Below are 24,711 nucleotides of genomic sequence, written 5' to 3' on the forward strand. Positions count from 1 at the left end.
CGGCTTCCTGTTCCTTGATCATCCCGATGATCTGCGCATCGGTGAAGCGGCTTTTCCTCATCTCGTCTGCTCCTTCAGGTCGGGCAGACTCTACATCACGGCGAGGGAGCTTACGGGGGGCAGGTCAATGCCTTCCGCACGACCTCCCACGGCGATTCCATGAACTTGCATTGCAGCGACGCGATCCGCCGGCGTCTCATGGGCCATGCTCCGCTCGACGAGGGCGAAAATCCTACGCATAGGGTCTTCCGGCCGAGGCACTCGCCGTCGGGATCAACGCGGTTCGGGACGAAGGATCGGACAGAAACTGCGGACGCAGTTTCTGGCAGCGGAAAGAGAAAACCGCCGCCCCGAGGGGCGGCGGTTCTGCGTTCAGCCTTGCGGATCAGCCCGCCGAGGGAGCGAGAGCACCGTTCTTCTGCAGGATCATCATGTAGGTGTCGAACTGGTACTCGGCCGTCTGCGTGTAGAGATACCAGTCGTTGCGGAACTCCTGCACCGCATCCCACTGCGCCTTGAAGTCGGCGTTCTTGGCCGCGACATCGGCATAGACCTCGAGCGCGGCCTGGTAGCTGGCGTTCAGGACCTCTTCCGAGAACGGACGCAGCTGCGCGCCCGCCGCGACGAGGCGCTTCAGCGCGGCCGGGTTCTTGTAGTCGTATTTCGCCAGCATGTTCTGGTCGGAGGCCTGGCAGGCGCTGCGCAGGATCGCCTGATAGTTCGCCGGCAGCTCGTCATAGCGGGCCTGGTTGATGAACAGGTGGACGGTCGGGCCGCCCTCCCAGTAGCCGGGATAGTAGTAGTAGGGCGCGACCTTCACGAAGCCGAGCTTCTCGTCGTCATAGGGGCCGACGAACTCGGCCGCGTCGATCGTCCCGCGCTCGAGCGCCGGGTAGATGTCGCCACCGGCGAGCTGCTGCGGCACCGCGCCCAGCTTCTCGACCACGCTGCCGGCAACGCCCGCGATGCGGATCTTGAGGCCCTGCCAGTCGGCGACCGTGTTGACCTCCTTGCGGTACCAGCCGCCCATCTGCACGCCGGTGTTGCCGGCGACGAAGCCGATCAGGCTGTGCTTGGCGAGGAACTGGTTGTAGAGGTCGTTGCCGCCGCCCTGATACATGTAGGCGGCCTTGCCACGCGCGTTCAGCATGAACGGCAGATCGGCGCCCACGGCGAAGGCCGGGTCCTGGCCCCAGTTGTAGTAACCGACCGAATGCGCGCAATCGACCGTGCCCCCGGAGGCCGCGTTGATCGCCTCGAGACCGGGGACCAGTTCGCCCGCGGCGAAGACCTGGAGGTTGAAGCGCCCGTCGGTCGCTTCCTTGACCCGCTGCGAGATCTCTTCGCCGCCGCCGTAGATGGTGTCGAGCGACTTGGGGAAGGACGAGGCCATGCGCCAGTTGATCGTCGGGCTCTCCTGCGCGATCGCGGGCGCGGCCAGCGTGGTGGCCGCGGCCGCCGCGGCGCCGCCGATCGCCCCGCGCGTGATAAAGGCGCGCCGGCCGAGCGTTTTCGTGTCGGTCATTGATTTCCTCCGAATCGGACCCGCCGGGTATCGCCCCGGCCGAGTGACAGGTAGCTTCTAGCGGCCGATGGCCGCTTGTCTACGATGGCGTGGCGGCCGCCGCCGCATTCATCCGGTCACGCCGCGTTCGCGGCGGCCTTCTCGACCAGTTCAGGGTCCCGCTCTATCACCGACAGCAGCAGCCGGGCGGCGACATCGGGCTTGCGGCGGCCTTGTTCCCAGTTGTTGATGGTGGCAGCCGGGATGCCGAACCGCTTCTCGAACTGGGCGGCGGAACGCGCGACCTTCTTGCGTATGGCCTTTATCCGCGCGGGCGGCATTGGATCAATGTTCTCGACCTCAAGCGCAATCTCGCCCCGCTTCCAGGCGACGGCTTCGCGTAGGGCTTCCTCAAGCTCAAGCCCGAATTGCGTTCGCTTCTCAGTCATCGGTCATCTCCTTGATCGCCGAGAAGATCGCCTTGCAGTCATCCGCTGATAGATCGGCCTGTTCGTTCTTGGCATAGGCCTTCAGCATCACCGCCACGTCATCACCTATCATCAGCAGGTAAACAGCCCGTCCGCCGCCGCTCTTCCCCTTGTTGCCAAGTGGGAAGCGGATTTTCCGAACCCCCTTGAGGCCGATCACCACATCACCAGCGGCCGGATTGGCCACGATCGACGCGTGAAGGGCGGCAACTTTTGCCTCGGTCGCCCGGATTCGCTTGAGATCCTTCAAGTAGCGCCGGGTCCGAACGATCTTCATGCCAGAAAGATGCGCCATTGGCGTAAGTCGGTCAAGAGAAGTTACGCCACCGGCGCAACGTCGCGTTCACCGGTTCTGCCTGTCCGGCACGGGGCTTTCCTTAGCCCGCCTGCTGTGGAACAGATCGCACGGGGCGCGACAGCGCGGGAGCGGGGGCCGAGGCGGCATGGCGGCACGGGGCTTGGATCGGGAAGCGCGGCAGGGGCTGGCCCTGGTGGCGCCGCCCTTCGCCTATGTGCTGCTGGTCATGGCCGCGCCGCTGCTGGTCATGCTGGCGACCAGCCTGTTCCTCTTCAAGACCGGCTACCGCGAGTACGTCGAGGGCTTCACCCTCGCCAACTACCTGCAGGTCTGGGCGGATCCGATCTTCCGCGCGCTGATGCTGCGCTCGCTCTGGGTGGCGGGTCTGGTGACGCTGGCAACCGTCGTGCTGGCCTTCCCTGTCGCCTATTTCCTCAGCTTCGTGGTCTCGCCGCAGAGAAAGGCCTTGTGGCTCTTCCTCATCACCATCCCGTTCTGGACCAGCTACCTGATCCGGGTGTTCCTGTGGTCGGTGATCCTCGCGCCGAACGGGGTCGTGAACTCGATCCTCGATTTCTTCGGCCTGATCGAGCGCCCGCTGAGGATGCTCAACAGCGTCGAGGCAATCGTCGTGACGCTCTCGCATGCCTACGCGCCCTTCGCGATCCTGCCGATCTTCGTCGCGCTCGAGCGAATCGACCGGGCGCTGCTCGAGGCGGGGCGCGACCTCGGCGAGAACCGGGTGATGACCTTCCTGCGCGTGACCCTGCCGCTCGCCATGCCGGGCGTCGTCGCGGCGGCGCTGATCGTCTTCATCCCGACCATCGGCGACTATGTGACGCCCACGCTGATCGGCGGCGGCCGGGTGCCGATGATCGCCAACATGATCCAGAGCCAGATGCTCGACCAGGACAACCGCCCCCTCGGCTCGGCCATCGCGGTCACGGCGATGCTGGTCGTCGCGGTGCTGGCCGCAGTCTTCATGGCGTTGAACCGGCGCTTCCTGAAGGTGCGCGCATGAGGCCGAACTGGCTCGGAGCCTATGCGCTCCTCTACCTGCTGTTCCTCTACGCGCCGATCCTGCTGCTGCCGCTCTTCGCGTTCAACGACGCCACCATCGTCGCCTTCCCGCTGCGCGGCTTCACCACCCAGTGGTTTGGCGAGATGTGGGAGAATGCGACCCTGCGCCGGGCGCTTGGCAATTCGCTCATCATCGCCGGCTCCTCGGCGGTGCTCTCGACCTGCCTGGGCATCTTCGCCGCCCGCGCCTCGACCCGCTTCCGCTTTCCGGCCAAGGGCGGGATCATGGGCGCGATCATGCTGCCGTTGGTCCTGCCCGAGATCATCGTCGCCATGTCGCTGCTGGTGGTGCTGCTCTCGATCGGCGTCACGCTCTCGATCGTCACGGTAATCGTCGGTCACACGCTGATCTGCATGCCCTATGCGATCACGGTCCTCACCACCGCCTTCGCCTCGCTCGACCCCGCCTTCGAGGAAGCCGCGCAGGATCTGGGCGAGAGCAAGTGGGGCGCCTTCCGGCTGGTGATCCTGCCCCTGGTGATGCCCGGCATCATCTCGGCGCTGCTGATCTCGTTCACGGTGTCGCTGGACGAGTTCATCATTGCCTTCTTCCTCGCCGGGAACCAGCCGACGCTGCCGACCTACATCTTCAGCCAATTGCGGTTCCCGGCCTCGATCCCGATGATCATGGCCCTGGGGACGGTGCTGGTGCTGCTGTCGATCGTGATGCTGACCATCGCCGAGTATTTCCGCCGCCGCGGCGCCGCCCGCACCGGCCAGAACGACCGAGGCTTCCTGTGAGCGACCCGACCCCCGCACCCGCCGCCGTGACCCGGCCCGCGCGTCAGCGCCCGCCGCCGCGCACCCCGCGGGCCGAGGCCCGGCCGATGATCGAGTTCCGCGACGTCCACAAGCATTACGCCGACTACCACGCGCTGCGCGGCATCAGCGCGACGATCCGCGAGGGCGAGTTCTTCTCGCTCCTCGGCCCCTCCGGCTGCGGCAAGACCACGCTCTTGCGGACCATCGCCGGGTTCGAGGACATCTCCTCGGGCGCGGTGCTGATCGACGGCCGCGACATGGCCCAGGTGCCCGCGAACGTGCGGCCGACGAACATGGTGTTCCAGTCCTACGCCATCTTCCCGCACCTGACCGTGGCGCAGAACGTGGGCTTCGGCCTCCGCCGTGACCGCCGCGGGCGGATGGAGAAGGACCGCGCCGTGGCCGAGGCGCTGGAGATGGTGGGCCTCGGCGGCTACGGTGCGCGGGCGGCGCATGCGCTCTCCGGCGGGCAGCGGCAACGGGTGGCACTCGCCCGCGCGCTGATCCTCAAGCCCAAGGTGCTGCTGCTCGACGAGCCGCTCTCGGCTCTCGATCGCAAGATGCGCGAGCAGATGCAGGTCGAACTTATCAAGCTGCAGCGCCAGGTCGGCATCACCTTCGTCCTCGTCACCCACGACCAGGAGGAGGCGCTGGTCATGTCGGACCGCATCGCCGTCATGTTCGAGGGCGAGATCGCGCAGCTGGACGAGCCGGAGGCGCTCTATGCCCGCCCGGTGGACCGGCGCGTGGCGGATTTCATCGGCGTGATGAACTTCCTGCCGGCCGAGGTGCTGGGTGACGGCGGCGAGGTCGTCGCGGTGCGCATCGCGGGGCTTGGCATCGTCGAGATCCCGGCGGCCCAGATCAGCCGCGCCATGCCCGGCGACCCCGGCCCGAGCGTCGGCTTCCGCCCCGAGACGATGACGCTGCTCGGCGCCGGGGAGGAGCCGCGCGGAGCCGTCCAGGTCTCGCGGGGCGTGATCGATGAGGTCGTCTATTACGGGGACATGACCTATTACGACATCCGCCTCGAGGGTATGGGCGAGGCGGTCGAGCCGGTCCGCATCTCGATGCGCAACGTGTTCGGGCGCGACGTGCCGGCGGTGGGCATACCGGTGCGGGTGGCGTGGTCGCCGGGCGCACTGGTGCTGTTCCGTTAGCCTGACCGCGATGGTAAACTCGTAGCGTCCAGTGGACGGCCGAGCCGTGGCGCCGTCCGAAGGCGGCCGGCTATCTGCCGGTCGATGTCGATGTGCGCGGCGGCGCGGATTCCGTCATTCAGTTTGCGGAACTCACTCGGCCCTCGGCGCTGATGACGACGCCGTCGCTGGCGCAGTTCCTGATCGACCGGATGAAGGAACGCGCGGGGCGCGAGGTCAGCTCGCTCGGCCTGCGTGCGGTTTTCGTGGTCGGCGAAATCGGCGTCGGCATTCCCGCGATCAAGAAGAAGATCGAGGACGCCTATGGCTGCCGCGTCTGCGACCGGATCGTGCCGGCCGGGCAGACGCTCGCCTTCTCCTGCGACAGCGACGAATATCACGATATCGGCGCGAACATCGCGCGGACCTGGTATGACGTGGACGGCGTCAATGCCATCCTCGACGTGCCGGTGTCCTCGATCGCGGCGGCGGTGGTGGACATCAGCGACAGCAAGGGCGGCGCCACCCTGCTCTCGGCCGCGGCGTCGAGCATCTTCACGCGCGAGAGCTGCCGCCCCTCGACGGTGCAGTGGACCTACGACACCAAGGCCTTTGCCGCCGGCACCGGCCGCAGTCTGGTCGAGGCCGGTGCGACGAAGTGGTTCTTCATCACCGCGGATTACAAATTCGGCCATACGCTTCAGCAGACCGTCTCCGAGGTCGTCGTCGAAGGCGGCGGCGAGATCGTCGGCTCGGTGGCGGTGCCGCTCGAGTCCACGGACTTCTCGTCCTTCCTGCTCCAAGGCCATGAGCAGCGGCGCCGATGTGGTCGCCCTGGCGAGTTCCGGCTGCGATACCTCGACCGCGATCAAGCAGGCGTTCGAGTTCGGCCTGCCGCAATCGGGTCAGAAGCTCGCGGCCATGACGATGTTGCTGACCGATGCCAAGGCGATCGGTCTGGAGACCGCGCAGGGGCTGGTCCTCCTGAGCAACGGATGCGACTTGAATCCCCTGGCGCCGCGCCGGCGCGCTTCCGGGGAGAACCTGTTCGTCTCGGGCATGTTGCCCGCGCTGATGGCAACGCTGGCCCCGCGCAGCGGGAAGGCGACGGCGTTTGCGTCGCCCCTGCGCCCCGTGCTAATCGGCCCGCCATGACCGCTCCGAAGCGCCTCTTCATCAAGACCTATGGCTGTCAGATGAATGTCTATGACAGCGAGCGCATGGCCGCGGCCATGGGCGCCGAGGGCTATGTCCAGACCGACAGCGCCGACGACGCGGACATGGTGCTGCTGAACACCTGCCATATCCGCGAGAAGGCGGCCGAGAAGCTCTATTCCGACCTCGGGCGGCTGAAGCCGCTGAAGGCGGCGCGGCCGGACCTGAAGATCGGCGTCGCCGGCTGCGTGGCGCAGGCGGAGGGTGAGGTCATCCGCGCGCGGATGCCGCTGGTCGATCTCGTCGTCGGCCCGCAGGCCTATTACCGCCTGCCGGCGATGGCGCGCGGCGAGGCGCCCGCGGTCGTGACCGACTTCCCGGCCGAGGACAAGTTCGACCACCTGCCGCCCGCGACCCGCCGCGCGCCCACCGCCTTCCTGACCGTGCAGGAGGGCTGCGACAAGTTCTGCGCCTTCTGCGTCGTCCCCTACACCCGCGGCGCCGAGGTCAGCCGCCCCGCCGCCCGCATCATCGCCGAGGCGCAGGGCCTCGTCGCGCGCGGCGTGGGCGAGATCACGCTGCTGGGGCAGAACGTCAACGGCTGGCATGGCGAGGACGGGCAGGGGCTCGGCCACCTGATCCGCGCGCTTGCCGGGATCGAGGGGCTGGCGCGGATCCGCTACACCACCAGCCACCCCAACGACATGGCCGAGGACCTGATCGCCGCCCATCGCGACGTGCCGCAGCTGATGCCCTACCTGCACCTGCCGGTGCAGTCGGGGTCCGACCGCATCCTCAAGGCCATGAACCGCCGCCACACTGCGGACCACTACCTGCGCCTCGTGGACCGCATCCGCGCGGCGCGGCCGGACATCCTGCTGACCTCGGATTTCATCACCGGCTTCCCCGGCGAGACCGACGCGGACCACGCCGCCACCCTGCGCCTTGTCGAGCAGGTCGGCTTCGCCACCGCCTTCAGCTTCGCCTATTCCGCCCGTCCCGGCACCCCCGCTGCGGACCGCACGCCGGTCCCGCGCGAACTCGCCGAGGCGCGGCTGCATGAGTTGCAGGCGCTGTTGACCCGCCAGCAGAAGGCCGCGCAGCAGGCAATGGTCGGGCGCACGGTCGGCGTCCTCTTCGAGAAGCCGGGCCGCAAGCCGGGGCAGATGGTCGGCAAGTCCGATTACCTGCATTCGGTCTTCGTCGAGGCACCCGAGGCGAAGGCGGGCGACCTCGTGCAGGTCCGCATCATAGGTTCCGCCGCGAACAGCCTCGAGGGGAGGCTCGTGGCGTGACCCCCGCGGTCTGGGCGGCGCTCATCATCGCGGTCGCCTTCGAGGTCGTCGGGACGACGTTGCTGCAGGCATCTCAGCAGTTCACCAAACCCTGGGCCGTGGCGGGGATGCTCCTCTGCTACGCGCTCTCGTTCTACCTGCTCTCGCAGGCGTTGCGGGTGCTGCCGCTGGGCGTTGCCTATGCGCTCTGGAGCGGGTTCGGCATCATGCTGGTGACGCTGATCGGCCTCGTGGTGTTCCGCCAGCGGCTCGACACCGCGGCGGTCGTGGGTATCGGGCTGATCGTCGCGGGCGTGGTGGTCATCAACCTGCTGTCGGAGACGACCACCCACTGAGCCAACGGTCCTTCGTACGAAGGATCGTATCAGAACCTTCGTACGAAGGTTCTGTCAGCCGACGGCGACCGGATATTCCCGGGCTTTCACCGGCGCATAGGCGGCGGCCACCCGCTCCACCGCGTCGGCAGGCGACAGCACCTCGGTCTCGCCGGTGCGGCGGTTCGTCAACTCGACCGTGTTGCTGGCCAGCCCCCGCGGTCCGGCGGTGATGCGCCAGGGCAGGCCGATCAGGTCCATGGTCGCGAATTTCGCCCCCGCGCGCTCGTCGCGGTCGTCGTAGAGCGCCTCCAGCCCCCGCTCGGCAAGCGCGGCATAGAGCGCCTCGCAGGCGCCATCGGTCGCGGCGTCGCCCTGCTTGAGGTTGACGATGCCGACAGGGAAGGGCGTCACCCCCTCGGGCCAGATGATGCCGCGCTCGTCATGGCTGGCCTCGATGATCGCGCCGAGGAGGCGGCTGACGCCGATGCCGTGGCTGCCCATATGGACCGGCTGGCGGCTGCCGTCGGGGCCGACCACCACCGCGCCCATCGGCTCGGAATATTTGGTGCCGAAGTAGAAGATCTGGCCGACCTCGATGCCGCGGGCTTTGCGGCGGCGCGCCTCGGGGATCTGCGCGAAGAGTGCCTCGTCATGCGTCTCGTCGGTGCGGGCGTAGCGCGAGGTGAACTCCTCCAGCACGGCGCGGCACTGGGTCTCGTCGGCATAGTCGATCTGCCGGTCGCCGAAGCGCAGGTCGGTGATCTCGCTGTCGTAGAAGACCTCAGATTCGCCCGTGTCGGCCAGCACCAGGAACTCGTGCGTGTCCTCGCCGCCGATGGGGCCTGAGTCAGCGCGCATCGGGATCGCCTGCAGGCCCATGCGCTCGTAGGTGCGCAGGTAGCTGACCAGGTGGCGGTTGTAGGCGTGGAGCGCGGCCTCCTTCGTCAGGTCGAAGTTGTAGCCGTCCTTCATCAGGAACTCGCGCCCGCGCATGACGCCGAAGCGGGGCCGCATCTCGTCGCGGAACTTCCACTGGACGTGGTAGAGGGTCAGCGGCAGGTCGCGGTAGCTCCCGATGGCCGAGCGGAAGATGTCGGTGATCATCTCCTCATTCGTCGGGCCGTAGAGCAACTCGCGCTTGTGGCGGTCGGTGATCCGCAGCATCTCCTGGCCGTAATCGTCGTAGCGGCCGCTCTCGCGCCAGAGTTCGGCCGGCTGCAGCGTCGGCATCAGCAGCGGGATGTGGCCCGCGCGCTGCTGCTCCTCGTGGACGATGCGCTCGATCCGCTTCAGCACCCGCCAGCCGAGCGGCAGCCAGGAATAGATGCCCGCCGCCTGCTGCCGGATCATGCCCGCGCGCAGCATCAGCCGATGGCTGACGATCTGCGCCTCGGCCGGGTTCTCCTTCAGGACGGGCAGGAAATACTGGCTCAGGCGCATTCGGACGGGCTCCTCGGGGTAGGGACGCGGGAAGGGCCGGGCGCCCGGCTCGCGGGTTAGCGCAGGGCGGGGGTTGCCGCAATGGCGGCTGGGACGACGCCCGCGCCGGCCAGACCGCGCAGCAACCCAGCCAGGTCGCCTGTCTGCACATGGACATGGTCGGCCCGCCCCTCACCGGCAGGCCCTACCAGCACGGTCCGCATCCCGAGCCGGTGCGGCTCCTCGAGGTTGCGGGCATCGTCCTCGAAGAACGCCGCCCGCGCGGGGTCGATCGCGTGCCCGGCGAGGACCGCCTGATAGGAGCGCGGATCGGGCTTCGGATGCCAGGCGGTCTCGCCGATGCCGTAGATCGCCTCGAAGACGGGCAGGGCCAGGCGCGAGAGCACGCGGACGGCAAAGGCGGCGTCGGCACTGGTGTGGACGATCCTGCGCCCCGGCAGCGCGGCAATCGCCGCGGCGAGGCCGGGGTCGGGGCCAATGCCCGAGAGGTCGATGTCATGGACCTCGTCCAGATACGGATAGGGGTCGATCCCGTGCTCGGCCATCAGCCCCGCGAGGGTCGTGCCGTGCCGCTGAAACCAGTCCGCGCGCAGCGCCTCGGCCTCCGCCTCGGAGGCGCCGGTCAGGCGCATGACATAGCCCGTCATCCGCCGCTGCACCTGCGCGAAAAGCTGCGCCTCGGGCGGGTAGAGGGTGTTGTCGAGATCGAAGATCCAGGTGTTCACATGCGAGAAATCCATGCGCAGGCCGTAGCCCGCCCGCCGCGGCCTTGCAATCGCGCGCCCACTGCGGTGAGGCTGGCGTGATGAAGGACGCCTATTCCCTGATCCTCGCGGCGATCGAGGCCGGCGACTACCCGCCCGGCACCCGGCTGGTCGAAAGCGATCTGGCCGAGCGTTTCGGCGTCTCGCGCACGCCTGTCCGCGAGGCTCTGCAGCGGCTCGAGACGCAGGCGATGCTGCGCCGCGACGGGCGCAGCCTGATGGTCGCGTCGCTCGACCACGACCAGCTGGCGGAACTCTACACCGTCCGGGCCGAGCTCGAAGCCCTGGCCGCGCGCCTCGCCGCGCGTCATGCCACGCCCGAGGAGGTGCGGGTGCTGGGGCAGATGGTCGAGGCCGACCGCCGGATCGTGGACGACCCGCAGGCCCTCGCCCGCGCCAACCGCCGTTTCCACCACCAGCTGCATCTGGCCAGCCACAACCGCTACCTGATCCAGCAGCTCGACATGGTCCACAAGACCATGGCGCTGATGGCGCGGACGACCTTCGCCGCCGAGGGCCGCGCGCCCGAGGCCCTGGGCGAGCATCAGGCGATCGTGGATGCGATCGGCGCGGGGAATGCGCGCGAGGCCGAGGCATCGCTGCGCGCTCATATCAGCCAGGCCTACGAGACGCGGCTGCGGCAGGACGCGCGGCTCATCGGCGGTGAGGACGCGGCATGACATCGGAAACCGACCCCAAGGGCTTGATCCGCGAAAGTTTTCGGATCGAGGGCATCACCGCGGGGGAGTGCCGTTCCATTTTCCTCGACTGGGCGCTGTCCCTGCCGCCCGGCCTTGTTCCGCATGAGGCGGCGCGGGCGCTGCTCGACACCTACGCGTCGGAGACCGGGCACCCGATGCTGGCGGTCCTGCGCGAGGCGGCGGACCGGCCGCCGCCCGAGCCGCGCCGCCGCGGCGGCTCGCGCGCGCGGGCGCGGCCGGACGGCGAGTGACATGCGGCTGATCGAGACCGAGGCCGACCTCGCCGAAGGCGCGGCGCATCTGGCGGCGCTGTCGCCGGTCTGGGCCGGGGCGCTGGCCGAGATCGGGCCGCTGCCGCTGCGCCGCCGCAGGGACGGCTTCCCGGCGATCCTGAACGCGGTGGCAAGCCAGCAGCTTTCGGTCGCCTCGGCCGACGCAATCCTCGGGCGGCTCGTGGCGGCGGGCTTCGAAAGGCCCGAGGCGATCCTCGACGCAGGCGAGGATGCGCTGCGCGCCACCGGCCTCTCGCGCCCGAAGATCCGCTATCTCACGGGCATCGCCGCCGCCGGTCTCGACTGGGAGGGCCTGCGCGGCCTGCCGGACGACGAGGTGGCCGAGCGTCTCGTGGCGCTGCCGGGTATCGGCCGCTGGACCGCGGACATCTACCTGATGTTCGCCCTCGGCCGCGCCGATGCCTTTGCGCCGGGCGACCTCGCGCTACAGGAGGCGGCGCGGCTGCTCCACGGGCTCGATGCGCGGCCCTCGCCCAAGGCGCTCGCTGCCATCGCCGAGCCCTGGCGGCCGTGGCGGTCGGTTGCGGCCCGCGCCCTCTGGGCCTACTACCGCCTCGCCAAGGGCCGCGAGGGGGTGACATGACGCGTGCGCTGAAATCCGAACGCCGCGGTCCTGCGGACGCCGATGCCGTGGTCGTCTTCCTCCACGGCTACGGCGCTGACGGGGCCGACCTGCTGGGACTGGCCGAGCCGCTGACCCCGCATCTGCCCGGCACCGCCTTCTACAGCCCCGACGCGCCCGAGCCCTGCCGCAACAACCCCTTCGGCCGGCAGTGGTTTCCGATCCCCTGGCTCGACGGCTCAACCGAGGCCGAGGCGCGGGCGTCGATGGGCGAGTCGATCCGTGACCTCGACGCCTTCCTCAACCGGGTGCTGCGGGACGAGGGGCTGGACGCCGACCGCATGGCCGTCGTGGGCTTCTCGCAGGGCACCATGATGGCGCTGCATGTGGTCCCCCGGCGGGACGAGGCCGTGGCGGGGATCGTGGGCTTCTCGGGGCGGCTCCTCGCGCCCGAGACGCTGGCCGCCGAGGCGCAGGTGAAGCCGCCGGTGATGCTGATCCACGGCGATCAGGACGAGATGGTGCCCTTTGCCGACATGCGCCTCGCGGCCGAGGGGCTGACGGCGGCTGGCTTCACGGTCTATGGTCATGTGATGGAGGGGACGGGGCACGGGATCGCGCCGGACGGCCTCGGGGCCGCCTTGGCTTTCCTGCGGAAGGTCTTGAAAAAAGAGGACTAATCGTCCCAGATCGCCGGATCGGCCAGCTCGATCGAGTTCCCGGCCGGGTCGCGGAAATAGATCGACCGCCGCCCGTTCGGCCAGCGGAAGTCGGCCTCGATGGCGACGCCCGCGCGCTCCAGATGCGCGCGCCAGCCGTCCAGCTCCTCGGGGGCGACGGCGAGGCAGTAGTGGCCCGGCCCCTCGGCCCCGTGCGGCGGGACCGGCAGGCGGGCGTCGGGGGCGGGCGGCTTCGCCGTCGCCTCGGGATTGAAGACCAGCAGCACCTGCGCCGGCTGGCCCTCCACCACCCGGAAGAACACATGCCGTCGCGGCACGCGCTGAAAGACCCGCAGGCCTATGATGTCGGTCCAGAACCCCTCCGCCGCGTCGAGGTCCGCGGCGTAGAGGGCCGATTCGAGGGTGCCGATGCGAGGCGGTGCGGGCTTGCTCATGCCGTCAGTCTGGCACGGCGGGGCCACTGTGGCTACCGCGGCCCATCTTCACCGTGCGACGTGCCAGACGCCGTTCACCCCGTCGCCGGTCATCTCGCCCGGCTGCGTGTCCTTGATCCACAGATAGAGCGGCTTGCCATTCAGCGCCCACTGCATCGTCCCGTTGCTGCGCTGGATCGGGGCGAAGTCGCCCGTCGCCGTTGCATCCGCCGGCGCCACCAGCGGCGGCCAGTTCACCGCGCATTGACCGTCGCAATTCGACACGCCCGGCGTGTCGTTGTCGAAGGTATAGAGCGTCATGTGATTGGCGTCGGCATAGACCTCGCCGCTCGGGGTCTGAATCCTGACCACGCCGGGATCGGCCATTGCCGCGCCGGCGAACGCACCCAGCAGCGCCGCGGCGGCAAGGGCCGCGCGGAGCGATTCGTTGAGACTCGACATCGGATGATCTCCTGACAACGCCCTTGCGACTCAGTCGGGCGCAGGCGTCAGAATAGCACGAGAAAAGGGCCGCTTGCAGGCGGCGTGCAGGGTGGCGTTCACGGCCTCGTCACGCAGACGCGCTAGCCCTGCACGGGGCGGATACATGCGGGGGCTTGCCCAGAGGCGGACGCCAGATATAGTCCGCGCAAAGCCGAGCCCTTCCACCGGACCCGAGGCGGGAACGACGCGGATGCTGGACGAGCACATCACCACCGATTTCCGCACCCAGTTCGTGCGCGAGCCTTCGACGCTCAGGCAACATCCGGCCCTGGTCCTGAACGCCGACTTCAGACCGTTGAGCTACTATCCGCTGAGCCTCTGGCCCTGGCAGGAAGCGATCAAGGCGGTGTTCCTCGACCGGGTGACGATCATCGCCGAATATGAGGAGGTCGTGCGAAGTCAGCGCGCGGCCATGCGCATCCCCTCGGTCGTGGTGCTGAAGGAATATGTCCGACCCCAGAAGCGCGTGGCCTTCACGCGCTTCAATCTTTTCCTGCGGGACGAATTCTGCTGCCAGTACTGCGGCAGCCGGGGCGATCTGACCTTCGACCATGTGATCCCGCGCTCGCGCGGGGGCATCACCAGCTGGGAGAACGTGGTCGCCGCCTGCTCGCGCTGCAACCTGAAGAAGGCCAACCGCAGCCTGCGCAACTCGGGCCTGAAGCTGCGGAAACCGCCCGCGCGGCCCACGGCCGAGCAGATGCACGGAATCGGCCGGCGCTTCCCGCCGAATCACCTGCATCACAGCTGGATCGACTATCTCTACTGGGACGCCGAGCTGGAGAGCTGAGCAAGGATCCCCGGCAGCTCGCCATAGCCCGTCTTGCGCCGCTCATAGGCCAGGCCCAGCCGCGCCGCCGCTTCCTCGGCCTGCCCGTCGAGGGCCGGGTCGTCGGTCTGGGCGAGGTAGATCAGCCGCTCGTAATTGCCGAACATCATCTCGATCAGCTCCGGGTGGCGATCGAAGCCCATGGCGCGCCAGACGAAGGCGTCGAACTGCCGCACGAGGAAATCGGTGAGGTAGAAGGCGCGGATCTCGTCCGCGGCGCGGGCCTCGTGCTCGGCCAGCCCGTCGAAGAAGGCGTAGCAATGCGGCCCCGGCACCATCTCGACGCCGAGGGCCTCGCAGCGGGCGGCCAGCAGGCCCCCGGTGCCGCAGTCGGCGTAGACGACGAAGATCTGCTCATAGGCCGCGCGCGCCTCGGTCACGGTTGCCTCCACCGCGTCCGGGATCAGCGCCGGGCGCAGGTGCAGGTCCGCGGGCAGGCATTGCAGGTCCATGTGGTCCCAGCCATTCGCATCGCGGATGGCCAGCAACTCGCGGGCAAGCGCGCCGCAGGCGATCAGCAGGACCCGCCCCGGCTTGGGCGTCAGTGCTCGCGTCCGACGAGGTGCACCGCCGCTGCCGCCAGCAGCGCCGTGACGGCGAGCGCGAAGAGCGGCACGCCGGCCGCAGAGACGGCCCACAGCGTCAGCCCGGCCGCCGTCACCACCAGAAGCAGCATCACCAGGAAGTGGGGCAGGGGCATGATGGTCCTCCGTCATGGGATCAATATGGCGGCAGACCGGAAAGTTGCAAAGCGGATAGCATTTTTTTGTGCGGGTTGGTGCCGGGAGCGGCGAAAGGCCCTCGACCTGGGCAGATGGCCGGCGGCGCTCAGCCGCGGGCCATCTGGTTGTGCTTGCGGGCGATGAAGTCCTTCGCGGTCTCGACCGCCACGGCCGCGTCGCGGCAATAGGCATCGGCGCCGATCGCGCGGCCGAACTCCTCGTTCAGTGGCGCGCCGCCGACCATCACGATGTAGTCGTCGCGCAGCCCCTGCTCCTTCAGGGTGTCGATCACCACCTTCATGTAGGGCATGGTCGTGGTCAGCAGCGCCGACATGCCGATGATGTCGGCCTCCTCGGCCTTGGCCGTGTCGATGTATTTCTCGACCGGGTTGTTGATGCCGAGGTCCACCACCTCGAAGCCCGCCCCCTCCATCATCATGGCGACCAGGTTCTTGCCGATGTCGTGGATGTCGCCCTTCACGGTGCCGATCACCATCTTGCCCATGCGCGGGGCGCCGGTCTCGGCCAGCAGCGGCTTCAGGATCCCCATGCCGCCCTTCATGGCGTTGGCGGCCAGCAGCACCTCGGGCACGAACAGGATGCCGTCGCGGAAGTCGGCGCCAACGATGGTCATGCCGGCGACGAGCGATTTCGTCAGCACGTCATAGGGTGCCCAGCCGCGCCCGAGGAGGATGTTGACGCCCTCCTCGATCTCCTCCTTCAGCCCGTCATAGAGGTCGTCCATCATCTGGCTGACGAGGTCGTCGTCGGACAGTTCGGACAGGATGATCTCGTCAGCTTCGTCGGCCATGCTCGTGGACTCCTTCGCGCCCCGCTCAAGGGCGTCTTGGCCCGGATCGCCCGGCTTTGCCATACGGATTGCGACATCGCGCGCGGTGCGGGCGACAGGCGGCGCTTGATCCGCGCCTCCGCGGATGCCAGCAGGGGTCCATGAGCCTGAGGATCCTCGACCGCGTGCTGTCCGACCGCGGCTCGCGCTACGCGGCCGCCGGGGGGCCCGCGGCGACCCGCGCCGAGGCCGAGGCGCTGCTGGCCGCGCTGAAGCGGCAGAAGCGGTTCCAGAAGGCGACCCACAACAGCTGGGCCGCGATCCTCGGCGGCGAGGCGGTGAAGGCCGATGATGGCGAGGCCGGGGCAGGGGCGATCATCCTCGCGGAGCTCGAGGCCGCGGGGGCGCGGGACACGCTGCTCGTGGTGACGCGGTGGTATGGCGGCAAGCCGCTCGGCGGGGACCGGTTCCGGCATGTGCGGACGGCGGCGCGGGCGTGGCTGGCTGAGGCGAGGTGACTTGTCCTGGTTACTCCTCCAGCAGGTCCAGCCTCCGCTGGATTCGTGCAAGGCGGGCATAGAGATACGCGAAACCGTCGTCGTGCCTGCCCGTCGTCTGCATCAACGCGCGCAGATGCGCCCGATCCTCCGCTGCGGCGGCACCCTGATGGCGCACCATGTGCTCGAGCCGGTCGAAGCGCGTGTGCATGGCGCGCAGCGATTCTTCCGGCAGCTTGGAGCGTGAGCTCTCGCTCATGATCGCCTCCCCGTGGGCTTCAACATAGGTGCACTCTCCGCCCAACGCCCGTGATCGCGTCACCTCGGCGCGGACACGTAAAGCCGCCTCAGATCCCCCGCATCAGGCTCGGCAGCTCCGGCGCCAGCTCCCGCGCCAGAAACCCCATCGGCCCGTGGCGCTCGGCCAGCCGCCGCCCGGCCTCGCCGTGCAGCCAGACGCCCCAGGCCGCGGCCTCGAAGGGGGTCATGCCGCGCGCGAAGAGCGCGCCGACGATCCCCGCCAGCACATCGCCCGAGCCGCCGGTCGCCAGCCCCACGCCGCCCCCGCCATAGCGCAGCAGCGCGCCCTCCGGCGCGGCGATCAGCGTGGTTGCGCCCTTCAGCGTGATGATGGCGCCGAAACGCTCGGCGGCGCCGCGGGCGATGCCCTCGCGGTCGGCCTCGATCGTTTCGGCCTCGATCCCGAGCAGCAGCGCCGCCTCGCCGACATGCGGGGTCAGGATCAGCCGACCCGCCATTCCGTCGAGCAGCGTCGCCCGTCCCGCGGCGGCGGCGATCGCGGCCGCGTCGAGGACCGCGGCGGCGGGGCGTTCCGCCTCTCCCAGCAGCGCATCCAGCGCCGCCCCGGCAGCCTCGGCCGAGACCATCGCCGGGCCGAGGACGAGGCAGTCGCAGGCATCCACCAGCCCGGCGAGAGGCGCGACCGAGGCGATCTCGCCCTCGCCGTCCACCGGCAAGGCGCGGATACCGCATTCTGGCAGCACCATGCCGGTCGGCACCGCGAGCGGCTCCGGCAAGGCCAGCTGCACCTTGCCCGCGCCCGCCCGCAGCGCGGCCTCCGCGGTCAGCGTCAGCCCGCCCGGCACCCGCAGCGAGCCGCCGACGACCAGCACCCGTCCGCGGCTGTTCTTGTCGGTGTCCTCGGGCGGCACCGGCAGCGGATGGGCGCGCAGCCAGGCGCTGTCCAGAATCGCGGGTTCGCTCATCCCCGGCTCGCCACGATGGGGTCGGGGGCGCGCGTGACCGGCGTTGCCTCCGCCTTCATCGGCGCGGTGACGTTGTAGGCGACGAGCTGCATCTCGCCGGCGCCGTCCTCGGTCTCGGCGAACGCGTATTCGGTGACGCCGCAATTCGCCACGTCCTTCTCGGCGTCGATGGCGAGGATCTCCGCTTCCGTCATCCCCTCGATGATGTAGCGCATGCAGAGGACCACGACCTGATGCGCCACGATCATCACCCGGCAGCCGCCGTAATGCAGGCCCACCGTGTCCAGCAGCGAGCGCAACCGGAAGATCACGTCGCACCAGCTCTCGCCCCCTGGCGGGCGGTGGTAGAACTTGCCAAGCATCTGGCGGAACTCGGCCTGCTCGGGCATCTCGGCGCGGATGCCGGCGGTGGTCCAGCCGTCGAGGATGCCGAATTCCTTCTCGCGCAGGCGCTCGTCGAGGTGGATGCGCGCGCGCGGCACGGCGCCGCCGCCCTCGCGGAAGAGCTCGGCCGTGGCGCAGGCGCGCAGATAGGGCGAGGCGAGGATCACGTTCGGCCGCGCGCCCTCCTCGCCACGGGCGAACCAGTGGCCGAGGGCAAGCGCCTGCTGCCGCCCGAGTTCCGAAAGCGGCACGTCCACGTCGCGGCCGGAAAGCGCGATGCGGTGATGCCCCTGCTCATGCGCGAGGTCGCGCGCGACATTGCCGGCCGACTGGCCGTGGCGGACGATCCAGAGGCGTTCGGGCCAGCGGGGGGTCATCGTGGTTCCTCGACGCGATTGCCGGTGGCAACGCGGTGAGGGGTGCCGGGGTTCAGCGGCGGTCCTCCTCGGCCGCCTTCCAGCGCCGGTGGACCCAGAACCATTGATCCATGTGCTGGCGCACGAGCGTCTCGAGGCCGTCGTTGCAGGCCTGCATCATCGCCGCCGGGTCGCCCGGGGGGATCGGGGCGAAGGCGTGGACGCGGAAGCGGAAACCGTCCGGCTGACGGATGGCGTGCATGGGGATCAGCGGCGCATCGTGGCGCAGGGCGAGTTCGGCCGGGGTCAGGCTGGTCATCGCGGGCAGGCCGAAGAAGGTCAGCGGCGCACCCTCCTGCACATGCAGGTCGAAGCCGAGCGCGATCATGCCGCCGCCACGGATGAAGCGCAGCATCTGGCCCAGACCCTCGCGGCCGCGCGGAAAGACCGGCTCGGCGATGGCCGAGATCGCCGGGACGTAATGGGTGTTGAAGGCCGGGTTGCTCATCGGGCGGTAGAGGCCGCCGATGGGCCAGCCACGCGCGGCGACGACCGCGCGCAGGGCGTCGTAGTTGCCGAAATGGGCGCAGGCGAGGACGACGGGGCGGCCCTCGCGGGCGGCGGCCTCTAGGACCGGCAGGCCCTCGCCTTCAAGCGATGAGGTCTCGGCCATGCGGGTGGTGAACTCGGCCCCGGAATAGGTCTCGGCCATCGCCCGGCCGACATTGTCGGGCACGGCGCGGGCGAGGCGCTCGACCTCCTCCCGCGGCAGGTCCGGCCGGGCGAGCGCGAGGTTCCGGCGGATGCGCCGCCGCCAGCCTGCGAGCGGGCCGAGCGCCTGCGAAAACAGGCGGCCTCCCGCGGGAATGCGGCGCTCATAGGGCAGGCGGCGCAGGCCCGCCATTACCGTCTCGAAGGCAAGGCTGAGGGCGCGGTCGCCGGGGCCGGGGATCCGGTCGCTCATGCGCGGGCCGCCAGTTGCGCCTCGCGGGCCCAGACATAGAGACCCGCGCTGACGATGACCCCCGCGCCGATCACCGTCCAGCGGTCGGGCACCGCGTCGAAGAAGAGCCAGCCCCACAGGGTCGCGAAGACCAGCCCGATATAGCCGAAGGGGGCGAGCGTGGAGGCCTCGGCGAACATGAAGGCGCGGATCAGCAGCGCTTGCGCGACGGCGCCGATCACCCCCATCGCCGCGAAGGCCCAGAGGTCGCGCGGATCCACCGGCTGCCAGACGAAGGGCACGATGGCGCTGCTGATGATGGTGCAGATTGCCGTCGCCCAGAGGATCGAGGTCGCGGTCGAATCGCTCCGCGCGAGCCGGGTCAGCACCGCGCCCGTGGCATAGACGAAGGCTCCGGCGAGGGCGAACAGCGCCGCCGGATGCAGCACCCCGGCGCCGGGGCGGATGACGATCATGGCACCGATCAGCGCCACCACGATGCCGGCGATGCGCCGGGGCCCGATCGCCTCGCCGAGGAACACGGCCGCGAAGAGGGTGATGAGAACGGGGTTCAGGTCCATGATCGCCGTGGTCTCGGCGAGCCCCACATGCCGCAGCGCGAAGAAGAAGCAGACGATCGCGCCCAGTTGCGTGAGGCCGCGGAAGATCTGCACCCAGGGACGGCGGCTGCGGGCGACCGAACCCAGCCGCGGTGCAAGGACCGCGAGCACGATCAGCATGTTGCCCGCGTAGCGCGCCCAGATCACCTGCATCGGCGGGTAGCTCGCCGTCAGATGCTTGCCGAAGGCGTCCATCACCGTGAAGAGGGTGATCGCGCCCAGCATCAGCAGGATGCCGCGCCCGGTCGTGTCGCCCTCGTTGCGGATCCGGTCGAGGACCGGCGTCGCCTCCGCCGTCATCCCCGGCACCTTGGTGCCCGCGGCCTCCCGGCGGTCGGCGATGCCGGGGCGCGCTGTCACATCAGCGACCGGGCGAGATCAGCGGCGGCCTCGGCGGTGATGCCGAAGTGGCGGTAGAGTTTGGGCGCCGGGGCCGATGCGCCGAACCCCTCCATGCCGACGAAGCCCGCCTTCGCCTCCGAGCCGCCCTCGCCGAGGAGCAGCCAGTCCCAAGGCATCCGCACCGCCGCCTCGATGGCGATGCGAACGGTCCCGGCGGGCAGCACCTCGCGGCGGTAGCCCTCGTCCTGCGTGCGGAAGAGCTCCATGCAGGGGACCGAGACGACGCGGGTGGGCGTGCCCTCGGCCTCGAGCGCCTCGCGGGCGGCGAGCGCGATCTCGACCTCCGAGCCGGAGGCCATCAGCACGACCTTCGGCGCGGCCGAGGCCTCGCGCAGCACATAGGCTCCGCGCGCGGTTAGGTTCTCCGCGCCCGCTTCCTCGCGCACGGTGGGCAGGTTCTGGCGCGAGAGTGCGAGAACCGAGGGCGTGGCGGCGGAGGTCAGCGCCAGTTCCCACGCCTCGGCGGTCTCCACGAGGTCGGCGGGGCGGAAGGTCCAGAGGCCCGGCGTCGCGCGCAGCATTGCCAGATGCTCGACCGGCTGGTGGGTCGGGCCGTCCTCGCCGAGGCCGATGGAATCGTGCGTCATGACGTAGGTGACCGGCACCCCCATCAGCGCCGAAAGACGCATCGCGCCGCGCATGTAGTCGGTGAAGCACAGGAACGTGCCGCCATAGGCGCGGATGCCGCCGTGCTGCGTCAGCCCGTTCATCACCGCGGCCATGCCATGCTCGCGGATGCCGTAGTGGATGTAGCGCCCGGCGCGGTTCTGGACGTTGAAGATGCCGAGATCCGCGGTCAGCGTGTTGTTCGATCCCGTCAGATCGGCCGAGCCGCCCATGGTCTCGGCGCAGATCGGGTTCACGACCTCCAGCACCATCTCGGAGGCCTTGCGGGTGGCGAGTTTCGGCTTGCCCTCGACCGCCTGCCGCTTCAGCGCCGCAATAGCCGGGGCGAGGCCGGGGGCCGGTTCCAGCGAGATGCGGCGCGCGAACTCGGCCCGCGTGTCGGCGGGCATGGCGTCCACGCGCGCTTTCCACCCCTCGCGCGCGGTCGCGCCACGGCCTCCGATCTCCAACCAGGACTCGCGGATGTCGTCGGGGATGGTGAAGTCGGCATGCTCCCAGTCGTAGAGGTTGCGGAGCTTCACGATCTCCTCGGCCCCGAGCGGCGAGCCGTGGACGCCCGCGGTGTCCTGCTTGGTCGCGCCGTAGCCGATGGTGGTGCGGCAGGCGACCAATGTCGGGCGGCCATCCGACTGCGCGGCTTCGGCGAGCGCGCGGCTGATGTCCTCGGGGTCGTGGCCGTCGCAGGCGAGCGTGCGCCAACCCATCGCGGCGAAGCGCGCGAGTTGGTCGGTCGAATCCGACAGCGACACGCGGCCGTCGATGGTGATCTTGTTGTCGTCCCAGAGGACCACGAGGCGGCCGAGCTTCAGGTGCCCGGCGAGCGACAGCGACTCCTGGCTGATCCCCTCCATCAGGCAGCCGTCGCCGGTGATGACCCAGGTGCGGTGATCGACGATGTCCTCGCCGAACTCGGCCCGCATGTGCTCCTCGGCGATAGCCATGCCGACCGCGGCGCTGACGCCTTGACCGAGGGGGCCGGTGGTCGTCTCGATCCCGCCCGCATGGCCGTATTCCGGGTGCCCGGCGGTCAGGCTGCCCAGCTGCCGGAAGCGGCGGATCTGGTCGAGGGTGATCTCGTCATAGCCGGTCAGGTGCAGCAGCGAGTAGAGCAGCATCGAGCCGTGGCCTGCCGACAGCACGAAGCGGTCGCGGTCCGGCCAGTGCGGGGCCGAGGCGTCGAACTTGAGGTGGTCGCGGAACAATACCGTGGCGACGTCCGCCATGCCCATCGGCATCCCCGGATGGCCGGAATTGGCCGCCTGAACCGCGTCCACGCTGAGGGTGCGGATGGCGGTGGCGAGGTTCCAGGTCGCGAGGTCGGACTGGCGGCGGGCGGCGAAAGGCATGGCGCGGCTCCTCGGGGAGGCGTGGGGGAGGGTCGCCGCGGGAATAGCAGGTGGCCCCGCGGACGCAAGGCGCGGCGCGGCTCAGGGGCAGGGGGCGAGGATCACCGGCTCGGCCGAGGCCGCCCCAAGCTCGCGGCAGCCCGCATCGGTGCAGAGCCGCCAGCCCGCCCCGGTCGCCCCCGAGGCGCCGAGGGCGAGCGAGGGGACGCGCAGCCCGCCCGGCCAGACCCACCAGCCGTCCCGCAGCACCGCGCCCTCGCCCGGCTCCATGCCCGCGCCGGAACCCTTCACGGCCGCCTCGACGAGGACCAGCTCCGCCCCCTCCACGCGCCAGCTCTCGCGCCACCCGGCCCGCTCGACCGAATGGGTCCAGCCGAGGGTGAAGCCGTGGCTCACGGCAAGCGCGAGGCCGCCGGCCAGCAGGCAGCTCACGCCGCGGCGGCGCGCTGCCGGCGCTGCCAGAGAAGCCAGACAACGAACAGCGCGCCGAGGCCGAAGCCGATCTGGTCGCTGATCGCCGACGGGACGACCAGCGTGAAGCCCGCGACCATCGCCAGCGCGCGCTGCCCCCAGTTCAGCCGGTGCCCGAGCCAGCCGATCACCGCGATGCCCCAGAGGCCGAGCGAGGCGACGGCCTTGACGACGATGTAGACGACCGACGGCCAGAAGCCGATCGCCGCGCTCAGCGGATCGCCCGCCTGCAGCATCAGCGCGGGCGAATAGACCGCCATGAACGGCACCACGAAGCCCGCGGCGGCGATCTTGATCGCCTCGCCGCTGATCTTCAGCCCCGACTCCCGCGCGATCGGCGCCGCCGCGAAGCAGGCGAGCGCCACCGGCGGCGTCAGGTCGGCGAGGATGCCGAAGTAGAAGACGAACATGTGGCTGACGATCAGCGGCACGCCCAGCTCCAGCAGCGCGCCCCCGGCGATCGAGCTGGTGATGATGTAGTTCGGGATCGTCGGGATCCCCATGCCCAGCACGATGCAGGTGATCATCGTCAGCAGCAGCGACAGGAACAGGTTGCCCTGGCCGACCGAGACGATGAAGTTGCCGAAGGTCGAGGCCGCGCCGGTCAGCGTCATGGTGCCGATCACGATGCCCACGAGGGCGCAGGCGACGCCCACCGGCAGCGCCGTCTTTGCCCCCTCGCCGAGGCTGTCGATGCAGAGCCACAGCGTCTCGCGCCCGCCCTTGGAGAGGAGGTTCCAGCCGATCAGGACCGCAAGGGCGATGCCGATGGGCCGGGTGCCCCACTGGAAAAACGACGCGGCGACGAGGCCGATGCCGATCCAGACGATGCTCCGCAGCACCACGTTCGGCAGCCCGAGCACGGCCGAGGCGCCGAGGATCAGCAGCACCGTCAGCGCCAGCCCGATGGTGCCCGCGAAGAGCGGCGTGTAGCCCGCGAACAGCAGCCAGACGAGGACGCCGAGCGGCAGGACCAGATACCAGCCCTCGCGTATGGCCTTCAGCGGCGAGGGCATCTCCTCGCGCTTCATGCCGATGAGGTTGCGCTTGCCGGCCTCCAGATGCGTCATCCAGAAGGCCCCGGCGAAGTAGAGGATCGCGGGGATCACGGCCGCCTTGACGATCTCGACGTAAGGAACGCCCAGCGTCTCGGCCATGATGAAGGCGACCGCGCCCATCACCGGCGGCATGATCTGCCCGCCCATCGAGGCGGTGGCCTCGACGCCCCCGGCGAAGGCCGGGCGGTAGCCGAAGCGCTTCATCAGCGGGATGGTGAACTGCCCGGTGGTGACGACGTTCGCCACGCCCGAGCCGGAGATGGTGCCCATCAGGCCGGAACTGACCACCGCCACCTTGGCCGGGCCGCCGATCATGTGCCCGACAAGGCCGAGGGCGACGTCGGTGAAGAGCTTGATCATCCCCGCCTTCTCGAGGAACGAGCCAAACAGGATGAACAGGAAGATGTAGGTGGAGCTGACGTAGATCGGGATACCGTAGATGCCCTCGGTCCCGTAGGCCATGTGCTCGATCACCTGATCGAAACCGTAGCCGCGGGTCTGGAGCATCCCCGGCATGTATTGCCCGAAGAAGCAGTAGAGCAGGAACGCGCCGGCGATGATCGGCAGCGCGATGCCCATGATCGCCCATGCGGCGGCGAAGACCGTCACGAGCGCGATGGTCCCCATCACGAGGTCGGCGGTGTTCGGCATCCCCGCGCGCAGGATCAGCGGCTCGTATTCGACCCACTGATAGGCCGCGACCGCCACCCCGGCGAGTGCGAGCGCCCAGCCGAGCGCCTGCCCCCAGGCGGGCCAGCGGCGCGCGAGGCCGACCAGCGGGAAGGTCAGCAGGATCAGGAAGCCGACATGGACCGCGCGGACGATCTGGCTCGGCATGTCGATCACATGCGCGGCGGTGGCGATCTGGAAGACCGAGAAGGCGACCGCGATCCAGAACAGCAGCCGGCCCATTTCGGTGTCGGGGAAGCTCTCGGCCAGCGGGTCGTGGATCGAAAGCTCCGCTGCGCCGGGCGGCGGGACGTGCTGGGCTGGGTCCTGGATGTTGCTCATGCGGTCTCGCCTTCTGCGGCCTTGGGCCGAAAAG

Annotated in this window: 30 protein-coding genes and 1 pseudogene; 13 read left to right on the plus strand and 18 right to left on the minus strand. The window is 69.6% G+C overall.

What is annotated here, in order from left to right:
- Window positions 1-385: 385 nt before the first annotated feature.
- The 3 genes from GI374_RS11675 to GI374_RS11685 form a co-directional block, all read right to left on the minus strand.
- Window positions 386-1,525, minus strand: coding sequence for a TRAP transporter substrate-binding protein (locus GI374_RS11675; RefSeq protein WP_154337261.1), 1,140 nt, complete (start codon window positions 1,523-1,525; stop codon window positions 386-388).
- Between the two features lie 116 nt (window positions 1,526-1,641).
- Window positions 1,642-1,953 (minus strand): DNA-binding transcriptional regulator, encoded by a 312-nt coding sequence (locus GI374_RS11680; RefSeq protein WP_154337262.1) that lies wholly within the window; start codon window positions 1,951-1,953, stop codon window positions 1,642-1,644.
- Window positions 1,946-2,269: a type II toxin-antitoxin system RelE/ParE family toxin gene (locus tag GI374_RS11685; RefSeq protein ID WP_154337263.1), complete on the minus strand. Its 324-nt coding sequence runs from the start codon at window positions 2,267-2,269 to the stop codon at window positions 1,946-1,948. Before GI374_RS11685 ends, GI374_RS11680 begins: the two co-directional genes overlap by 8 nt.
- Before the next feature lie 166 nt (window positions 2,270-2,435).
- Between GI374_RS11685 and GI374_RS11690 the strand changes: the two genes are divergently transcribed.
- The 7 genes and pseudogenes from GI374_RS11690 (at window position 2,436) to GI374_RS11720 (ending at window position 8,056) form a co-directional block, all read left to right on the plus strand.
- Window positions 2,436-3,311 (plus strand): ABC transporter permease, encoded by an 876-nt coding sequence (locus GI374_RS11690; protein ID WP_154337264.1) that lies wholly within the window; start codon window positions 2,436-2,438, stop codon window positions 3,309-3,311.
- Entirely contained in the window at window positions 3,308-4,111 is an 804-nt protein-coding gene (locus tag GI374_RS11695; RefSeq protein ID WP_154337265.1) for an ABC transporter permease, read from the plus strand. Before GI374_RS11690 ends, GI374_RS11695 begins: the two co-directional genes overlap by 4 nt.
- Before the next feature lie 86 nt (window positions 4,112-4,197).
- Window positions 4,198-5,292 carry an ABC transporter ATP-binding protein gene (locus GI374_RS11700; RefSeq protein WP_154337399.1) on the plus strand — a complete coding sequence of 365 codons (1,095 nt, stop codon included), beginning with the start codon at window positions 4,198-4,200 and terminating at the stop codon, window positions 5,290-5,292.
- A 191-nt stretch (window positions 5,293-5,483) separates the two neighbouring features.
- Window positions 5,484-6,050, plus strand: a pseudogene (locus tag GI374_RS19650) (ABC transporter substrate-binding protein); the annotation flags it as partial.
- 28 nt (window positions 6,051-6,078) lie between these two features.
- Window positions 6,079-6,426, plus strand: a complete 348-nt coding sequence (locus GI374_RS19830; protein WP_154337400.1) for an ABC transporter substrate-binding protein — start codon at window positions 6,079-6,081, stop codon at window positions 6,424-6,426.
- Window positions 6,423-7,721: a tRNA (N6-isopentenyl adenosine(37)-C2)-methylthiotransferase MiaB gene (miaB, locus tag GI374_RS11715; protein ID WP_154337401.1), complete on the plus strand. Its 1,299-nt coding sequence runs from the start codon at window positions 6,423-6,425 to the stop codon at window positions 7,719-7,721. The genes GI374_RS19830 and miaB overlap by 4 nt, the downstream gene beginning before the upstream one ends.
- Window positions 7,718-8,056, plus strand: coding sequence for a multidrug efflux SMR transporter (locus GI374_RS11720; RefSeq protein WP_370515306.1), 339 nt, complete (start codon window positions 7,718-7,720; stop codon window positions 8,054-8,056). Before miaB ends, GI374_RS11720 begins: the two co-directional genes overlap by 4 nt.
- A gap of 54 nt (window positions 8,057-8,110) precedes the next feature.
- Here GI374_RS11720 and proS read toward each other — a convergent pair whose 3' ends face one another.
- On the minus strand, window positions 8,111-9,478 hold the full coding sequence (gene proS / locus GI374_RS11725) for a proline--tRNA ligase (RefSeq protein ID WP_154337266.1): 1,368 nt from the start codon (window positions 9,476-9,478) through the stop codon (window positions 8,111-8,113).
- Window positions 9,479-9,534: 56 nt separating this feature from the next.
- A complete protein-coding gene (locus GI374_RS11730; RefSeq protein ID WP_154337267.1) occupies window positions 9,535-10,218 on the minus strand; it encodes a pyrimidine 5'-nucleotidase in 684 nt (227 codons plus the stop codon).
- Between the two features lie 65 nt (window positions 10,219-10,283).
- Between GI374_RS11730 and GI374_RS11735 the strand changes: the two genes are divergently transcribed.
- The 4 genes from GI374_RS11735 to GI374_RS11750 are packed head-to-tail and all read left to right on the plus strand — an operon-like array spanning window position 10,284 to window position 12,478.
- Window positions 10,284-10,922: a GntR family transcriptional regulator gene (locus GI374_RS11735; RefSeq protein WP_154337268.1), complete on the plus strand. Its 639-nt coding sequence runs from the start codon at window positions 10,284-10,286 to the stop codon at window positions 10,920-10,922.
- Window positions 10,919-11,194 carry a hypothetical protein gene (locus tag GI374_RS11740; protein ID WP_154337269.1) on the plus strand — a complete coding sequence of 92 codons (276 nt, stop codon included), beginning with the start codon at window positions 10,919-10,921 and terminating at the stop codon, window positions 11,192-11,194. The genes GI374_RS11735 and GI374_RS11740 overlap by 4 nt, the downstream gene beginning before the upstream one ends.
- Window position 11,195: 1 nt before the next feature.
- On the plus strand, window positions 11,196-11,819 hold the full coding sequence (locus tag GI374_RS11745) for a DNA-3-methyladenine glycosylase (protein ID WP_154337270.1): 624 nt from the start codon (window positions 11,196-11,198) through the stop codon (window positions 11,817-11,819).
- Window positions 11,816-12,478 (plus strand): alpha/beta hydrolase, encoded by a 663-nt coding sequence (locus GI374_RS11750; protein ID WP_154337271.1) that lies wholly within the window; start codon window positions 11,816-11,818, stop codon window positions 12,476-12,478. Before GI374_RS11745 ends, GI374_RS11750 begins: the two co-directional genes overlap by 4 nt.
- Here GI374_RS11750 and GI374_RS11755 read toward each other — a convergent pair.
- Entirely contained in the window at window positions 12,475-12,912 is a 438-nt protein-coding gene (locus tag GI374_RS11755; RefSeq protein WP_154337272.1) for a VOC family protein, read from the minus strand. The two genes, GI374_RS11750 and GI374_RS11755, sit on opposite strands and share 4 nt — an antisense overlap.
- A 48-nt stretch (window positions 12,913-12,960) precedes the next feature.
- On the minus strand, window positions 12,961-13,353 hold the full coding sequence (locus GI374_RS11760) for a hypothetical protein (protein ID WP_154337273.1): 393 nt from the start codon (window positions 13,351-13,353) through the stop codon (window positions 12,961-12,963).
- 232 nt (window positions 13,354-13,585) lie between these two features.
- Here GI374_RS11760 and GI374_RS11765 point away from each other — a divergent pair, with 232 nt between their 5' ends.
- The gene (locus tag GI374_RS11765; RefSeq protein WP_154337274.1) at window positions 13,586-14,185 is read left to right on the plus strand and encodes an HNH endonuclease; all 600 of its coding nucleotides are present in this window, start codon (window positions 13,586-13,588) and stop codon (window positions 14,183-14,185) included.
- Here the strand turns inward: GI374_RS11765 and GI374_RS11770 are convergent.
- From GI374_RS11770 to GI374_RS11775, 3 genes are all read right to left on the minus strand, one after another.
- Window positions 14,158-14,712 carry a DUF1638 domain-containing protein gene (locus GI374_RS11770; RefSeq protein WP_370515308.1) on the minus strand — a complete coding sequence of 185 codons (555 nt, stop codon included), beginning with the start codon at window positions 14,710-14,712 and terminating at the stop codon, window positions 14,158-14,160. The genes GI374_RS11765 and GI374_RS11770 overlap by 28 nt on opposite strands.
- 53 nt (window positions 14,713-14,765) lie before the next feature.
- Window positions 14,766-14,924: a hypothetical protein gene (locus GI374_RS19230; protein ID WP_229583160.1), complete on the minus strand. Its 159-nt coding sequence runs from the start codon at window positions 14,922-14,924 to the stop codon at window positions 14,766-14,768.
- Window positions 14,925-15,052: 128 nt separating this feature from the next.
- Window positions 15,053-15,757, minus strand: coding sequence for a B12-binding domain-containing protein (locus GI374_RS11775; protein ID WP_154337275.1), 705 nt, complete (start codon window positions 15,755-15,757; stop codon window positions 15,053-15,055).
- Window positions 15,758-15,897: 140 nt separating this feature from the next.
- Between GI374_RS11775 and GI374_RS11780 the strand changes: the two genes are divergently transcribed.
- Window positions 15,898-16,254, plus strand: coding sequence for a YigZ family protein (locus GI374_RS11780; RefSeq protein WP_154337276.1), 357 nt, complete (start codon window positions 15,898-15,900; stop codon window positions 16,252-16,254).
- 10 nt (window positions 16,255-16,264) lie between these two features.
- Here GI374_RS11780 and GI374_RS11785 read toward each other — a convergent pair whose 3' ends face one another.
- The 8 genes from GI374_RS11785 to GI374_RS11820 form a co-directional block, all read right to left on the minus strand.
- The gene (locus GI374_RS11785) at window positions 16,265-16,492 is read right to left on the minus strand and encodes a hypothetical protein (RefSeq protein WP_154337277.1); all 228 of its coding nucleotides are present in this window, start codon (window positions 16,490-16,492) and stop codon (window positions 16,265-16,267) included.
- A gap of 88 nt (window positions 16,493-16,580) precedes the next feature.
- Entirely contained in the window at window positions 16,581-17,459 is an 879-nt protein-coding gene (locus tag GI374_RS11790) for an NAD(P)H-hydrate dehydratase (RefSeq protein ID WP_154337278.1), read from the minus strand.
- Entirely contained in the window at window positions 17,456-18,220 is a 765-nt protein-coding gene (locus tag GI374_RS11795; RefSeq protein WP_154337279.1) for a histidine phosphatase family protein, read from the minus strand. Before GI374_RS11795 ends, GI374_RS11790 begins: the two co-directional genes overlap by 4 nt.
- Before the next feature lie 52 nt (window positions 18,221-18,272).
- Window positions 18,273-19,163, minus strand: coding sequence for a lysophospholipid acyltransferase family protein (locus GI374_RS11800; RefSeq protein ID WP_154337280.1), 891 nt, complete (start codon window positions 19,161-19,163; stop codon window positions 18,273-18,275).
- A complete protein-coding gene (locus GI374_RS11805) occupies window positions 19,160-20,122 on the minus strand; it encodes a DMT family transporter (RefSeq protein ID WP_370515309.1) in 963 nt (320 codons plus the stop codon). Before GI374_RS11805 ends, GI374_RS11800 begins: the two co-directional genes overlap by 4 nt.
- The gene (gene tkt, locus GI374_RS11810; protein ID WP_154337281.1) at window positions 20,119-22,137 is read right to left on the minus strand and encodes a transketolase; all 2,019 of its coding nucleotides are present in this window, start codon (window positions 22,135-22,137) and stop codon (window positions 20,119-20,121) included. Before tkt ends, GI374_RS11805 begins: the two co-directional genes overlap by 4 nt.
- An 81-nt stretch (window positions 22,138-22,218) precedes the next feature.
- Window positions 22,219-22,569, minus strand: coding sequence for a DUF1850 domain-containing protein (locus GI374_RS11815; RefSeq protein ID WP_370515310.1), 351 nt, complete (start codon window positions 22,567-22,569; stop codon window positions 22,219-22,221).
- Window positions 22,566-24,677 (minus strand): TRAP transporter permease, encoded by a 2,112-nt coding sequence (locus GI374_RS11820; protein ID WP_154337282.1) that lies wholly within the window; start codon window positions 24,675-24,677, stop codon window positions 22,566-22,568. The genes GI374_RS11815 and GI374_RS11820 overlap by 4 nt, the downstream gene beginning before the upstream one ends.
- Window positions 24,678-24,711: the final 34 nt, after the last annotated feature.

The sequence above is a fragment of the Paracoccus sp. S-4012 genome (genome assembly GCF_009674885.1).
In the GTDB taxonomy this organism is placed as follows: Bacteria; Pseudomonadota; Alphaproteobacteria; order Rhodobacterales; family Rhodobacteraceae; genus Paracoccus.